Source organism: Hyphococcus sp. (genome assembly GCF_965228385.1).
Classification (GTDB): domain Bacteria; phylum Pseudomonadota; class Alphaproteobacteria; order Caulobacterales; family Parvularculaceae; genus Hyphococcus.
Map to the genome: position 1 here is coordinate 637914 of NZ_OZ245810.1, position 14530 is coordinate 652443.

Sequence of the window (14530 nt, forward strand, 5' to 3'; positions counted from 1 at the left end):
AGACTGCCAACATCTTCAATCAAGACTATGGAATTCCTGAGGCGGCTGACGCATCAGAAGGCCGTTCTTTGCCCGTTCATTTTTCACATATGGGTGAGCGTAATTGCGAATTACTCTCGTTTCTGCCGGCAGGGGTTTGCCATTCTGCGCCGCATGCCCGTTGACCCGCGCGGCGCGCAGCCACAACAAGGGGGTTTTTACCTCTTGACTTTGCAAAGCACACTTTACAAAGGGTCGCCCTATTTAGAATTTATTCAGCCAGCGCATACATTATCTGCCCGATTGACAATCCGTCTAGGCGGGCAAATATTCAAGTTAATGCGGCTACTGCTGTTCATAACCCTGATGCTGTCGATGGCTGTCGCTCCGGCGGCGGCGCTCGCATCCTGCGTCTCCATGGGTTCCGATATGGAGATGGCGGAAATGATGTCAGATGACGCGCCAATGAAAATGGCCGGCATGATTCCGGACGATTGCGCGGATATGGATGGCGCGCCGCAACAATCACATGACGCCGGCTGTCTGGCCGCTTGCGCGCTTGTCTGCCCGGGCTTTTATTCAGTACCCGCCGTTTCGGTAGATCAAGAACCAGCTTTTCGCTTCGTGCAATATGCAATCCCGCGAATTGACCCTGGACTTGCAACACCGTCACATTTAGACCCGCCGCCTCCTCGAATCTGAGCATGCCCGCAATTTAGTGCGGACGTCGTCACCGTTTCCACGCCTTTGAGGCGCGGGGCGGTTGTTGAACGTGCTCAGATTTGAGAAATATCATGCTGAAGACTATTAGCGCGATGGCTGCGGCTATCGCTGGACTGGCGTTGGCGAATGCACACGCCGCCGGTCAGACGCTAGAGTTGAGCGAAGCGGTCGAGATCGCCGTTACGGCCGAAGATCCGGCCTACGCTCGGTTCGAGGTAAGGGCGGCGGCGCAAGAAGATCGCGCGGTTTCAGATTCGCAATTGCCGGACCCGACTTTGCGGACTGCGCTCGCAAATGTGCCAACCGATACATTCGCGTTCGGCCGGGAACCGATGACGCAGGCGCAAGTGGGGTTGCGTCAGGAAATACCGCGTGGGAGCACCTTGCGGCTCAATCGTGAAAAACGCGAAGGCGAGGCGGAGATCGAACGCATGCGCCGCGAGGCGACGGTGCGCAATGTCGCGTTCTCGGTGCGGCTCGCCTGGCTCGATAAATTTCATGCAGCGAAAGCGGAATCGCTTGTGGGGGAAAGCCGCAACGCCGTCAGCGAGCTCATCGACGCGCTGAGCGCGTCGTTTGCGCAGGGCAAGCTGACGAGTCAGGATGTGCTGCGCGCCGAACTTGAGCTTTCGCTTCTCGATGACAAGCTTGCCGAATTGCAACAACGTCGCGCGACCGCCGAAGGAGAGCTTTCCCGATTTATCGGCTCGAATGCTTCGCGCCCTTCACCGGATAATTTGCCGGCGTTCACATCGCCCGGAACCGTTGATGAAATCGAAGCCCGTCTCGTTCGTCATCCCATTGTGCGAGTGAGCGACGCCATGATCGGCGTTGAAGAAACAGATGTTGAACTCGCAAAGCAAGCCTACAAACCGGCCTGGGCGATCGAAGGCGGATATGGCGCCCGCGGCGCCGACCGGCCCGATTTCGCCAGCGTCGGGGTCAGCCTGACGATCCCGATATTCACGGGCAAGCGTCAGGACCGCGCCTTGTCGGCGGCCCGGAAGGACAAGTCCGCCGCGGAACTCGATCGCGCGACGACATTGCTCGATCTGAGGCGCGACCTTGTTCGCGCTTATGCCGACTGGACGCAATTGGATCGTCGCGTTGCGCTCTATGATGACGCTGTCATCACGCGCGCCAATGAAACGGCAGACGCCTCGGTTTCCGCCTATGGCGGCGGGCTAACGGATTTTCCGGAACTCATTCGCAGCCAGCTCGCCGAACTCGATGCGCAGCTGAAACGCCTCGAACTGCGCGTCGAACGCGCCAAGGCGTGGGCGCGGCTTTCCTATCTCGCAGGAGACGACCAATGACCAAATCTCGCATGATCATTATTTTATTGCTCGTAATTGGCGTATCAGGTGCATTCTTTCTGTTGCGGCAAGGCGGCGGCCATTCATCAATGGATATGGCGGACGGCGGCGAACGCAAGATCGCCTATTGGGTCGCGCCGATGGACCCGAACTACCGGCGCGATAAGCCCGGCAAGTCGCCGATGGGAATGGATCTCATTCCCGTCTATGAAGGCGAAGAAAACGGCGGCGGCCAACCGTCGCTGAAAATAAACCCCGCCGTCGTTCAGAATATTGGCGTCAAGACGGAGCGTGTCATGCGGGAGGATATGGTGCGCGACATCAATACGGTCGGCTCGATCATGATCGACGAGGAAGCGCGATCCGACATTCACGTTCGCGCTGAAGGCTGGATTGAAAAACTTCACGTTGAAACCGTTGGTGAGAAAGTAGATGCAGGCGATGTTCTTTTCGAACTGTACGCGCCGTCGCTTGTGGCGGCGCAGTCGGAATTTATCCAGGCGCAGAAGATCGGGCGGGCGCCGTTGATCGCGGCGGCGAGCGAACGGCTGACGGCGCTCGGCATGAGCGCCGATCAGATCGCAGATTTAAAGCGCACTCGGAAGCAAATGCGCCTGGTAGCGATGAAGGCGCCGCAGTCCGGCGTCGTCACCATGCTGAACGCCCGCGACGGCATGTATCTCAAGCCCAGCGATATGGCCATGCGGCTCGCCGACCTCTCGAATGTCTGGATCATCGCCGACGTGTTCGACACGGAGGCCGCCTGGGTGTCGGCCGGCGATCGCGCGGTCATGACCTTGCCGGCGTTTCCCGGCGAAACATGGGAAGGCGTAGTCGACTATGTCTATCCGACCGCGGAAAAGATGACGCGGACGGTGCAGGTGCGTTTGCGGTTTCCCAATCCTGACGACCGCTTGCGGCCGAACATGTTCTCCAATGTGACAATCGGCGCCGAGCCCAAACAAAACGTGCTGACCGTTCCGCAATCGGCGGTGATCCGGTCGAGCAGGGGCGATCGCGTCATCCTTGCGTTGGGCGAGGGACGCTTTCGCCCGGCAGCAGTCAAAACCGGCATGGAAAGCGGCGGCAAAGTCGAAGTGATTGCAGGTCTCGCGGAAGGCGAACGCGTTGTCGTCGAGAGCCAGTTTCTGATCGACTCCGAAGCGAGCCTCGATTCAGGATTATTGCGCATGGCGGCGCCCGACAAAGAAGAGAACGCGCCGATGGATATGGACGGGATGTCCATGTCGAGCATGAACATGCCGGCGGGTGACATGAAAGAGAGTGATGCCGTCGGCGCCGAAGGCCGTGTCGTTTCCGTCGACATGGACGCCAAGAGCGTCACCATCGATCATGAACCCGTCCCCGAAATCGGCTGGCCGTCGATGGTGATGGCGTTCAAGGCTTCGCCCGAAATCGACTTGATGAGTGTCAAAGCCGGCGAACCCGTACGCTTTGCTTTCCGCGAAACCGAAGCCGGTTATGAACTCGATATGCTCGAACCGATGCCGAAAGACGGCGAAATGGGAGACGAGCAATGATCTCCCGAATTATCCGCGGTTCGATAGAAAACCGTTTCCTCATCATCATCGGGGCGCTGTTTCTAGGCGTCGCCGGCGTCATTTCCTTGCGGTCGACGCCGCTTGACGCGATCCCCGATCTTTCTGACGTGCAGGTCATCATCAAGACCAGCTATCCGGGACAGGCGCCGCAGGTCGTCGAAGACCAGGTGACTTATCCGTTGGCGACAGCGATGCTCGCTGTGCCCGGCGCGAAAACCGTGCGCGGCTATTCCTTCTTCAACGATTCCTACGTTTACATCATATTCGAAGATGGAACCGATCTTTACTGGGCGCGCTCGCGCGTCCTCGAATATCTGAGCCAGGTCGCGCCGCAATTGCCCGATGCGGCAAAGCCTGCATTGGGGCCGGACGCCACCGGCGTCGGCTGGATCTATCAATATGCGCTCGTTGACAAAACGGGGCGGCGCAATCTTGCCGATTTGCGGTCGTTGCAGGACTGGTTCCTGAAATACGAGCTTCAGACCGTCGAAGGCGTTTCGGAAGTCGCCGCCATCGGCGGCATGGTCAAGCAATATCAGGTGGTCGTTGATCCGAACCGGTTGCGTTCCTTCGGCATACCATTAGCTGAGGTCCGCCGCGCCATCGAACGCGGCAATATGGAGTCCGGCGGGCGCGTTGTCGAAATGGCGGAGGCGGAATATATCGTCCGCGCCGGCGGCTATGTGGAATCCATCGGCGATCTTGAACGCATACCGCTGCGGGTGAACGACGCCGGTACGCCGATCCTGCTTCGCGATGTAGCGGAAGTGAGGCTCGGTCCCGAGCTGCGCCGCGGCGTCGGCGAACTCAATGGCGAAGGCGAAGCGGTTGGCGGCGTCATCATCATGCGCGCCGGCGGCAACGCCGAAGCGACAATCAAGCGCGTCAAAAAGAAACTCGAAACCTTGAAGGCGGGTTTGCCGGAAGGCGTTGAACTGGTAACGACCTATGACCGTTCAAAGCTGATCGAACGCGCCGTTGAGACATTGCAGGGCAAACTGCTCGAAGAATTCATCATTGTCGCTCTGGTCTGCGCGCTGTTTCTTTATCATTTGCGGTCCGCGCTCGTCGTCGTCATCAGTCTGCCGCTCGGCGTGCTTGCGGCGTTTATCGTCATGAACGCGCAGGGCATCACCGCCAACATCATGTCGCTCGGCGGCATCGCGATCGCCATCGGCGCCATGGTCGACGCGACAATTGTCATGATAGAGAACGTTCACAAGAAACTGGAAGAGAACGGCGAGGTTAAAGGCGCTGCGCGCTGGCGATTGATCGCCGACGCTTGCGTCGAAGTCGGACCGCCGCTCTTCTTCTCTCTCCTCATTATTACGCTGAGCTTTACGCCGATCTTCGCGCTGCAAGCGCAGGAGGGACGGTTGTTCTCGCCGCTCGCTTTTACCAAAACCTACGCCATGGCGGCGGCGACGATCCTGTCAGTGACCCTCGTACCGGTGCTGATCGGGTTGCTGGTCCGTGGCCGCATCGCCCCGGAGCATAAAAACCCGGTCAATCTTCTGCTCATGCGTGGATATCGACCAATTATCGGGCTGGCGCTGCGCCGCCCCTGGGCGACCATCGGCGCCGCCGCCTTGTTGATGGCGAGCATGGCGATCCCGGCGAGCCTCATCGGCGGCGAGTTCATGCCTGATCTCGATGAAGGCGATCTGCTGTATATGCCGAGCGCCTATCCGGGCATCTCCGCTGGAAAAGTCACCCAGGTCGTTCAGCAAACGAACAAGCTGATCAAGACCATTCCCGAAGTTGAGACCGTTTATGGCAAGGCGGGCAGGGCGGAGACGGCGACCGATCCCGCGCCACTGCCGATGATCGAGACCACGATCCAGTTGAAACCGCGCGACGAATGGCGTCCCGGCGTCACCATGGACTCGCTCAAGGCCGAATTGAATTCGCTCGTCGATGTGCCGAGCCTGACCAATGTCTGGATCATGCCGATCAAGAACCGGCTCGACATGCTGGCGACCGGGATCAAGACGCCGGTCGGCGTCAAGGTCGCCGGACCTGATCTCAACGTCATCGCAGAGGTTGGGCGCGACATCGAGAACGTACTGCAGGGCATCGACGGCACGGCGTCAGTTTACGCAGAGCGCGTGACCGGCGGGCGGTTCATCGATGTTGATATCAATCGCGAAGCGGCGGCGCGTTTCGGTCTCAATATCGCCGATGTCCAGGATATCGTGCGCACCGCGATCGGCGGCATGACCATCGGGCAGAGCGTCGAAGGTCTTGAACGCTATCCGATCAATCTCAGATATCCGCGCGATGTGCGCGATTCGCCAGCGCGTTTGCGCGAATTGCCGATCGTCACAGCGTCGGGCGCGGAGATTCCGCTCGGCCGCATCGCCGACATCCGCATCAATGAAGGACCGGCGATCATCCGCAGCGAGAATGCGCGGCTTAACGGCTGGATCTATGTGGACATCGCCGGGCGGGACATCGGCTCCTATGTCGAGGAGGCCCGGAATGTGGTTGCTGAAAACGTGGACTTGCCGGCGGGCTATTCCATCTCCTGGTCCGGACAGTACGAATACATGCAGCGCGCCAAGGAACGCTTCGCCTATGTCGGGCCCGGCATGCTGCTGATCATCATGCTGCTCTTGTTCTTGAATTTCAGAAATGTCTCGGATGTTGTGATCATTCTGGGAACGTTGCCCTTCGCCCTCGTCGGCGGGCTATGGCTGATGTTCTTACTTGGTTTCAACATGTCCGTCGCCGTCGCCGTCGGGTTCATCGCGCTCGCCGGCGTCGCCGTCGAAATCGGCGTATTGATGATCATGTATCTTAAGCAGGAAGTCGCGGCGGCGAATGCGACGGCGCGCGAGGAAGGCGCGCCGCTTGATGAGGCGCATTTTGCTGACGCTATCGCCAAGGGCGCGCTGCGGCGACTGCGGCCGATCATGATGACCTTCGCGGTCATCTTCGCAGGTCTCCTGCCGATCATGTACGGCCACGGCGCTGGCGGGGAAGTCATGCGCCGCATCGCGGCCCCGATGATCGGCGGCATCGTCAGCGCGACCGTGCTCGCCCTTGTCGTCATCCCGGCGGTTTACTTTCTGTGGAATCGACGGGCGTTGACGGCTTCATCAAAAGCGTCGTCGCTCCCGCGCGGTTTAGCGCCAGCCGAATAAATTCGTTTGGGCGAGCAAATAGATTATGGTCGCGCCTTAATGCTCATGCGCACAGAGCGTGTGATTGGAGAGAATTTCAATCACGCGGCAGTCTGAAATTTTGTCGACGCTGCATTCCTTGATCATCCGATTGAGCTCGCGTTCGAGCGATTTCAACCTCTTGATGCGTTGTCTGACATCTTCGGCGTGACGGCGCGCGATTTCATCAACGTCCGCGCAGGACCGGTTCTCATTTCTGGAGAGGGCGATCAGCTCACGGATCGCCTCCAACGGAAAGCCGAGATCGCGGGCATGGCGGATAAAGCGCATGCGTTCGACGGCTTTGGCGTCATAAATCCGCTGGCCGCCTTCGGACCGATCCGGCGGATCGATAAGGCCGATGCTCTCATAATAGCGGATCGTCGTGACCTTGACGTCCGAGGCTTTCGCCAGCCGGCCTATAGTCACGGGAATTTTTTCGGATTTCGGCATTTTTCCTCTTGAACCTACAGTTGCTGTAGACATTAGGTTAGGCCCAGCGGCAAAGCAATGGAGAGCCGGGATGGCCGGATGCGCGTGCGAGGACAATCAAATTGACGCCGATCAATTCGACGGCCGGTCGCCCGCATATAAGCGGGCGCTGATCGCGGTGATTGCGATCAACGCCGTAATGTTTTTGGTGGAAATGTCGGCTGGCTATCTTGGGAGTTCACAGGCGCTGAAAGCCGACGCTCTCGATTTCGCGGGCGATACCGCGACCTACGCCTTGAGCTTCGCGGTTATCGGCGCGGCGCTGCGCACGCGCGCAACGGCGGCGCTCATTAAAGGAGCCAGTCTTGGCTTGATGGCGCTGTTTGTCCTGACCACCACGGTTGCGAGCGCGTTCGGCGACGCTTCTCCTGTTGCGCCGGTGATGAGCGGCATCGGGTTTGCTGCGCTCGCTGCCAATGTCGCCAGCGTTTTCATTCTCCTTCGCTGGCGGGACGGCGACTCAAATGTCCGCTCCGTCTGGCTGTGCTCGCGCAACGACGCCATCGGCAATGTCGCCGTGATCGCCGCCGGCGCCGCCGTGTGGCTGACCGGATCGTTTTGGCCTGATTTGATTGTGGCGGCATTGCTTGCGAGCCTGTTCGCAAGATCAGCTTGCTCGATTATTGCGCAGTCGATGAAAGAACGCCGCGCGTCGCTGAACCTGGCCGAGGGGCGTGTTTGAGCATGGTGCGGGCGTTACTCATATTGGCGGCGGCCAATGCTTCGCTTTCCATACCGATGGCGATGCTGGTTAAACGGGACTTTTCGAAACGCGGTCGCGTCAGCATACCGATGGCGGTCTCGACCGGCGCCGCCATGCACGGCAATGCTTTGTTACTGCTCGCAATCGCGTGGTTCGATCGGGGTTCGCTTGGCGCCCCAAGTATTTTGACGAGCGCGGCTGGCGGATTTTTTGCGATTGCCGGGGCTGCGCTGATTTATCTGGGCCGGAGCGCCTATGCGGATTTTTCGAGAGTCTATGGCCTCAAGGAAGACGAACTTATTGACCGGGGCGTTTACCGCTGGTCGCGCAACCCGCAATATGTCGGATACGGCTTGTTCCTGGGTGGAGTGTCATTGGCCGCGCTTTCGGTTTGGGCGTTCGTGCTCACCCTGTCATTCGCGCTCTTCATTCATTGTTATATTGTATCGGTCGAAGAGCCGCATCTTCGGGCGGCCTTTGGAAAAGCCTATGAGTCGTATTTCGGCGGACCGCGCGATATGTCAGGCCGCCATCCGGTCGGCGCAACGATGTAAACGAAAAATTATAATGATTTGTCAGGAGTTTTACAGTAGGACGCATTTGAGATGATGTCATCCATTCGACATATGCACCGCGCCATTGCGGTATTGTTGATTGCGCTATGGGGCGCGGTTGGCATCGTCGCGCCTGCGCACGCGGCGGAAGAAGACATCCATCATGCGACGCAACACGACGCGGGCGAAGAGCGCGCCGCGACACAAGGCGAGCCGGCTGACGAAGGTTCCATCCATCCGGAGCACGCCGCGCATTGTCATTCCGGCGCATGTCATTTTCACGCCCTGTCTCGCGCCTCATTGGAGCCAGCGTCCCTGCTGCTCTTTGCAAGCAAGATCAGAGCGCCGGAAAACGGTGTCGTCCCCCAGGCTTCTCTTTCCTCATTATTCCGTCCTCCGCGAATCTGACTGATCGCGCGCCACTGCGCGCCCATCAGTAATTTTGATTCCAAGAGGACAATGACCAATGACCATCAGAATATGCGGGCTTGCGCTCGCCGCTTTTGCGGCGTGGGGGCTCGGCGCTGCGTCCGCGCAGGAGAACGCTGCTGAGCCTGGGCTGACGCTAGGGCAATTTCTTGAAGACGCCGCACGCAATCATCCAAGGCTCGAAGAAGCGCGCGCCGAGCTCGATGCGGCTGAAGCGCGCGGGCGCGCCAATTCGCGGCCGCTCTACAATCCCGAATTCGAGGGCGAATTTTCGGACAGCGAGGATCCAGCGAACGACACGCGCGCTATCGGTCTGTCGAAAGCCTTCGACATCACCAACAAGCGCGCGACGCGGGCGAAGGGCGCGCGCAGCGCCGTCGACGCCGCAAGCTTTACGTTTGAAGCGGAAAAGCGTGCGCTTTTCGCCGATCTCCTGACCGCGCTGGCGGATTACCAGGCCAGCAAACGCCTTTCCGATCTGGCGGCCGAGCGCGCCGACGTCGCGCGCGAGTTTTCTTCGATTGCTGACCGCCGCGCGGAAGCCGGTGATCTGTCGAAATCGGAGCGTCTTGCTGCGCAGCTGAGCTTTTCCCAGGCGATCGCCGAGCAAACGACCGCCCGGAGCGAGTTCTCCGAAGCGCGACAAGCTTTGACGGCGCTTGTGGGCGAAGTCATGCCGGCCTGGCCGGTTCTTCCTGACCCGCCGGCGGCGGCGCCGCCGCTCGATATGACGCTGGTCCGCCGCTTGCCTGAACTGCGCGCGGCGGAAGCGCGCGCCGACGCGCTGTCGGCCGAAATCCGTTTTGCGAAAAAAGCGCGCATTCCCGATCCGACTATCGGCGCCGCCTATGGACGCGAAGGAGACGCCGATTTCGCCGGCGTCCGATTGTCCGTACCCATTCCGGTTTTTGCGTCCGGACAGGCGGAAGTCGACGAGGCGCGCGCCGAACGCATCGCCGCCGAGCAAGCGATTCGCAATCAGCTGCGCAATGCCGAAGCACGGCTCGTCGAAGCCAACGGACGCTTCGCCGTCGCGGCGGGGACGTGGCGCGCGTGGATGCGCGACGGGTCGGATGTGCTTGGCGAGCAACGCCGCGTGCTCGATCAACTATGGCGGTCGGGCGACATCACGGCGGTCGAATATCTCGTGCAGCTCGATCAAACCTACAGCGCGGAACGCGCAGGAATTGAACTTCAAGGGTCTTTATGGCGCGCCTGGATCGATTGGCTCGATGCGTCAGGGACGCTCAATGAATGGATGGAGACTCTGTGATGCGTAACTTTCGAAAACTGAATTCTGGCCTTGGATTAGCGGTCATCGCCCTCGGGGCGCTGACAGTCGCAAGCTGCGGCGCATCGGATGCTGAACAAAAGCCAGCTTCAGCCGAGCAGTCGGAAGAGGGGCACGGCGAAGAAGGCGGCGGTCATATCGAAATGACGGCGGCGGAGCGGAGCGCCAAGGGGATCAAGTCCATTGCGCTCGGCAAGCGAAAACTGACCGGCGAGTTCATTGCGCCGGGCGAGGTGACGGCGAATCGCTACAAGACAGCGCAGGTCGCGCCGCGCATCAGCGCGCAGATTGTCGAGCGACATATCGTGCGCGGAGAGAAAGTCGAAGAAGGCGCGCCGCTGGTCACGCTTTCCAGCGTCGAAATGGCCGAAGCGCAAGGCGCGCTCATCATCAACGACAAAGAATGGCGCCGCGTCCGAAATCTCGGCCGGGACGTCGTTTCTGAAAAACGTTACGTTGAGGCGGAAGTCGCGCGCCAGCAGGCCCATGCCAAACTCCTCTCATTCGGCATGGCGGAACAGGAAGTCGCCGCGCTTCTGAAAACCGGCGACGCCAGCAAGGCGACAGGTCGCTTCGTTCTGTTCGCTCCTCAGTCCGGCACAGTCGTGCGCGACGATTTCACCCTGGGAGAGTTTGTCGATCCCGGCCGGGTGCTGGTCGAAATCAGCGACGAATCGACGGTCTGGGTTGAAGCGCGGCTGACCGCCGAACAGGCGCAAAGAATAGCCGTCGGCGCATCCGCGCGCGTAAAGTCCAGCGCGGGACACTGGGAAGAAGGCGAGGTCATTCAGCTCCAGCACGCGCTTGATGAAACGACGCGCACGTTGATGGCTCGCGTCGAGATCGGCAATGAAGACGATGATTTTCACGCCGGTCAATTCGTCGATGCAGCAATCGCCGCCGGCGCCGGCGATGAAATGCTGGCGTTGCCGGAACGCGCGGTCGTCCTGATGGACGGCGCGCCGACCGTCTTCCGTATCGAAGGCGATGAGATCGAACCCGTCAGTGTTGAAACCGGGACCGCCAGCGGCGGATGGATCGAAATCGCGTCTGGCGTCTCGGCAGGCGATGAGATCGTCACTGAACAAACCTTTCTCCTCAAATCGCTCATTCAAAAGACGAAAATGGGCGAAGGCCACGGGCATTAGGAGCGTGAACCATGTTGAATAAACTCGTTGAATTCTCGCTCCAGTATAAATTCCTGGTGCTCATCATCTTCGCCGTCGTCGGCTTTCTCGGCTGGCGCGCCGTCACAACGGTTCCCATCGACGCCTTCCCGGACGTCACGCCCGTGCAGGTCAACATCTACACGGAATCGCCGGGGCTCGCCGCCGAAGATGTCGAGCAATTGCTGACATTTCCCGTGGAGTCTGCGATGGCCGGACTTCCCGACGTATCGGAAATCCGTTCGGTCAGTCTCTTCGGCCTTTCCTATGTCGCCGTCTACTTCAAGGACAGCGTCGATATCTATTTCGCGCGCCGTCTCGTCATGGAGCGGCTTGCAGAAGTTCGCGACCGGATACCGGAAGGCTACGGCTCGCCGGAAATGGGTCCGAACGCTTCCGGCCTCGGACAGGTCTTCTGGTACACGCTCGAACGCGCTGACGAGTCCCTTAAGGGCGACATCAGCGATATGGATTTGAGAACGCTGCAGGACTGGAACGTGCGCCTCATCCTGCGCACGGCCGCCGGCGTCGACGACGTAATGTCCTGGGGCGGGCAGGAGCGCCAGTTCCAGGTTCAGATCGACCCTTTGCAACTCATCAAATATGAGCTCGGGTTTTCCGATGTCGTCGAAGCGCTTGACGCGAATAACCGGCAGGTCGGCGGGCAATATATCGATCAGGGGCCGGAGCAATATCTCGTTCGCGGCCTGGGTCTCGTCCGGGACGAAACCGATATCGGCAATATCGTCGTCAAGGTGAATGACGGCGCCCCCGTCTATGTTCGCGATGTTGCGAAAGTCGAACAGGCTCCGGCGCTGCGCTTCGGCGCGGTCACCCGCGATGGCGAAGAGGTCGTACTCGGCATGGCGCTCGCGCGCATCGGCGAGAACGCCAAGAATGTCGTCGACGCGGTGAAAGAAAAGGTCGAGACGGTCGAGGGCGCGCTGCCCGAAGGCGTCGTCATCAAACCGATTTACGACCGCACCGAGCTTGTGGAAAAGGCAGTTGGCACAGCGGAGAAAGCCCTCATTGAAGGGTCGATTCTCGTCGCCATCGTGCTGTTTCTGTTTCTCGGCGAAATCCGCTCCGCGCTGGTCGTGATCACGGCGCTGCCGCTCGCCATGCTGATCGCCTTTATTTTCATGGGCCAGGCGGGCCTCTCGGCTAATCTCATGTCGCTGGCGGGTCTCGCCATCGGCATCGGCATGATGGTCGACGGCGCCGTCGTCATGGTCGAAAACTCGTTTCGGATCATGGCGGAACGCAAGGAAGAGGGCGGCGAGGTCAACCGCACCGCCGCTGTTCTGCAGGCCGCGCGGGAAGTCGCAAATCCGATCGCGTTCGCAATCATGATCATCATCGTCGTCTTTTTGCCTTTGTTCAGCCTTGAAGGGCTCGAAGGCAAACTCTTCAAACCCATGGCGTTTAATATCAGCTTCGCCATGGCCGGTTCTTTAATCCTGACGCTGACCATCATTCCGGTTCTGGCGGCGATGATCCTGAAGCCCAAGGAAGAGCGCGACACCATGCTGATGCGCATCGTCAAGCGCGGTTATCTGCCCCTGATCGCCTGGTCACTCGACAACAAGCGCAAAGTAGGACTTGCCGCCGGCGGCCTCCTTGTCGCCAGCCTCGCGCTCTTTCCCTTCCTCGGCAAGGAATTCATGCCGCAATTGCAGGAAGGCTCGATCATGTGGCGGGTGACGTCAATCCCATCGACGTCGCTCGATCAGTCGATCGAGATTTCGAAGGAGATCGAACACGCACTTGGCGAGTTTCCCGAGGTAGAAACCACCATCGCCATGATCGGCCGGGCCGAAAAAGGCGAAACCGCCGACGTCAACTACATGGAAATCTACACGGCCTTGAAACCGCAAAGCGAATGGCCGCGCAAGCGGTCGGTCGCATCGCTCGCCGATGACATGCGCGAAAAGCTTGAAGAAACCGTGCCGACATCGGTCGTCGCCTTCACGCAGCCGATTCAGATGCGCGTTGAGGAGTTGATCTCCGGCGTGCGTGCGACGCTGGCCGCCAAAATCTACGGTCAGGATCTTGGCGAACTCGACCGGCTTAGCCAAGAAATTAAGGAGGCGATATCCGGCGTGCCGGGCGCGGCTGATCTTTCTCTCGAAGCCAATATCGGCAAGCCGCAAATCCGCATTCAGGTCGATCGCGCTGAACTCGCGCGCTACGGCATGAATGCTGACGACGTTCTCAATGTCGTGCGGACTGGCATCGGCGCTGAACCGGTAGGCACGCTCATTGACGGCGTCCGGCGATTCGACATTACGGCGCGTCTTCAAGATGCATCGAAAGCGTCCATGGAATCGATCCGCAATATTCCACTACAGACGGCGGACGGCGCGATCATTCCGCTCGGACGGGTTGCAACGGTCACGTCGGCGGAAGGCTATTCCTTCGTCCGCCGCGAACAGTTGCAGCGCTACGCCGTCATCCAGATGGATGTGCGCGGGCGCGATGTCGACGGCTTTGTCAAGGACGCCAACGACGTCATCGCGGCGAATGTGGATTTGCCGCCGGGCTACTGGATCGAATGGGGCGGCGCCTTTGAAAACCAGCAGCGCGCGCTTGCGAAACTCTCGTTGATTGTTCCGGCGACGATCTTTTTCATCTTCGTGCTGCTCTACACCGCATTCAACTCGGTGAAATACGCCGCGCTGATTATCGCAAACGTCCCCTTTGCAGCCAGCGGCGGGCTCTTCGCGCTCTTCGTCACCGGACAATATCTGTCCGTGCCGTCGGCGATCGGCTTCATCGCCGTCTTCGGCGTCGCCATGTTGAACGGCATCGTTCTGGTCAGTTTCATCAACGAACAGCGCGACGCCGGCTTCAGTGTTCGCGACGCCGTTCGGCGCGGCACCGAACTGCGCTTGCGGCCCGTGCTGATGACGGCGAGCGTCGCTATTCTCGGCCTTATACCGATGCTCTTGTCAACCGGCGTCGGGGCCGAGACGCAAAGGCCTCTGGCCTCTGTCGTCGTCGGCGGTTTGCTGACGTCGACAGCGCTGACGCTGATTCTCCTGCCGGTCATCTATGAGTGGATGGAAACGCGCGGCCGGAAATCTGAGCCGGCGCCGTCTCGGGGCGATCTCGACCTCGCCGACGCGCATGCAAAAGCAGCCGAATGAAA

11 protein-coding genes are annotated in these 14530 nt (G+C 59.8%); 10 read left to right on the plus strand and 1 reads right to left on the minus strand.

The annotated features are described in order from the left end of the window. Positions 1-27 precede the first annotated feature (27 nt). From ACQK2Q_RS02860 to ACQK2Q_RS02875, 4 genes are all read left to right on the plus strand, one after another. Entirely contained in the window at positions 28-681 is a 654-nt protein-coding gene (locus tag ACQK2Q_RS02860) for a hypothetical protein (protein WP_425408245.1), read from the plus strand. A 92-nt stretch (positions 682-773) separates the two neighbouring features. Beyond that, positions 774-2018, plus strand: a complete 1245-nt coding sequence (locus ACQK2Q_RS02865) for a TolC family protein (RefSeq protein WP_425408246.1) — start codon at positions 774-776, stop codon at positions 2016-2018. Then, positions 2015-3559 carry an efflux RND transporter periplasmic adaptor subunit gene (locus ACQK2Q_RS02870; RefSeq protein WP_425408247.1) on the plus strand — a complete coding sequence of 515 codons (1545 nt, stop codon included), beginning with the start codon at positions 2015-2017 and terminating at the stop codon, positions 3557-3559. Before ACQK2Q_RS02865 ends, ACQK2Q_RS02870 begins: the two co-directional genes overlap by 4 nt. Continuing rightward, a complete protein-coding gene (locus ACQK2Q_RS02875; protein WP_425408248.1) occupies positions 3556-6726 on the plus strand; it encodes an efflux RND transporter permease subunit in 3171 nt (1056 codons plus the stop codon). The genes ACQK2Q_RS02870 and ACQK2Q_RS02875 overlap by 4 nt, the downstream gene beginning before the upstream one ends. 36 nt (positions 6727-6762) lie before the next feature. Here ACQK2Q_RS02875 and ACQK2Q_RS02880 read toward each other — a convergent pair whose 3' ends face one another. Next, entirely contained in the window at positions 6763-7197 is a 435-nt protein-coding gene (locus ACQK2Q_RS02880) for a MerR family transcriptional regulator (protein WP_379881079.1), read from the minus strand. A gap of 70 nt (positions 7198-7267) precedes the next feature. On the opposite strand from ACQK2Q_RS02880, the gene ACQK2Q_RS02885 reads away from it, so the two are divergent. The 6 genes from ACQK2Q_RS02885 to ACQK2Q_RS02910 are packed head-to-tail and all read left to right on the plus strand — an operon-like array spanning position 7268 to position 14528. Continuing rightward, on the plus strand, positions 7268-7918 hold the full coding sequence (locus ACQK2Q_RS02885) for a cation transporter (protein ID WP_425408249.1): 651 nt from the start codon (positions 7268-7270) through the stop codon (positions 7916-7918). Between the two features lie 2 nt (positions 7919-7920). Further along, a complete protein-coding gene (locus ACQK2Q_RS02890) occupies positions 7921-8493 on the plus strand; it encodes a methyltransferase family protein (protein ID WP_425408250.1) in 573 nt (190 codons plus the stop codon). Between the two features lie 51 nt (positions 8494-8544). Further along, positions 8545-8901 (plus strand): hypothetical protein, encoded by a 357-nt coding sequence (locus ACQK2Q_RS02895; protein ID WP_425408251.1) that lies wholly within the window; start codon positions 8545-8547, stop codon positions 8899-8901. A gap of 58 nt (positions 8902-8959) precedes the next feature. Beyond that, positions 8960-10195 carry a TolC family protein gene (locus tag ACQK2Q_RS02900; protein WP_425408252.1) on the plus strand — a complete coding sequence of 412 codons (1236 nt, stop codon included), beginning with the start codon at positions 8960-8962 and terminating at the stop codon, positions 10193-10195. Beyond that, on the plus strand, positions 10195-11361 hold the full coding sequence (locus ACQK2Q_RS02905) for an efflux RND transporter periplasmic adaptor subunit (RefSeq protein ID WP_425408253.1): 1167 nt from the start codon (positions 10195-10197) through the stop codon (positions 11359-11361). Before ACQK2Q_RS02900 ends, ACQK2Q_RS02905 begins: the two co-directional genes overlap by 1 nt. A gap of 11 nt (positions 11362-11372) precedes the next feature. Then, complete coding sequence (locus tag ACQK2Q_RS02910) at positions 11373-14528, plus strand: efflux RND transporter permease subunit (RefSeq protein WP_425408254.1); 3156 nt, start codon at positions 11373-11375, stop codon at positions 14526-14528. Positions 14529-14530 lie beyond the last annotated feature (2 nt).

What these genes read in the sequence shown, in the direction of transcription:
- ACQK2Q_RS02860 (WP_425408245.1), top strand. Translation starts at nt 28, where the DNA reads ATGGAATTCCTGAGGCGGCTGACGCATCAGAAGGCCGTTCTTTGCCCG.
- ACQK2Q_RS02865 (WP_425408246.1), top strand. Translation starts at nt 774, where the DNA reads ATGCTGAAGACTATTAGCGCGATGGCTGCGGCTATCGCTGGACTGGCG.
- ACQK2Q_RS02870 (WP_425408247.1), top strand. Translation starts at nt 2,015, where the DNA reads ATGACCAAATCTCGCATGATCATTATTTTATTGCTCGTAATTGGCGTA.
- ACQK2Q_RS02875 (WP_425408248.1), top strand. Translation starts at nt 3,556, where the DNA reads ATGATCTCCCGAATTATCCGCGGTTCGATAGAAAACCGTTTCCTCATC.
- ACQK2Q_RS02880 (WP_379881079.1), bottom strand. Translation starts at nt 7,197, where the DNA reads ATGCCGAAATCCGAAAAAATTCCCGTGACTATAGGCCGGCTGGCGAAA.
- ACQK2Q_RS02885 (WP_425408249.1), top strand. Translation starts at nt 7,268, where the DNA reads ATGGCCGGATGCGCGTGCGAGGACAATCAAATTGACGCCGATCAATTC.
- ACQK2Q_RS02890 (WP_425408250.1), top strand. Translation starts at nt 7,921, where the DNA reads ATGGTGCGGGCGTTACTCATATTGGCGGCGGCCAATGCTTCGCTTTCC.
- ACQK2Q_RS02895 (WP_425408251.1), top strand. Translation starts at nt 8,545, where the DNA reads ATGATGTCATCCATTCGACATATGCACCGCGCCATTGCGGTATTGTTG.
- ACQK2Q_RS02900 (WP_425408252.1), top strand. Translation starts at nt 8,960, where the DNA reads ATGACCATCAGAATATGCGGGCTTGCGCTCGCCGCTTTTGCGGCGTGG.
- ACQK2Q_RS02905 (WP_425408253.1), top strand. Translation starts at nt 10,195, where the DNA reads ATGCGTAACTTTCGAAAACTGAATTCTGGCCTTGGATTAGCGGTCATC.
- ACQK2Q_RS02910 (WP_425408254.1), top strand. Translation starts at nt 11,373, where the DNA reads ATGTTGAATAAACTCGTTGAATTCTCGCTCCAGTATAAATTCCTGGTG.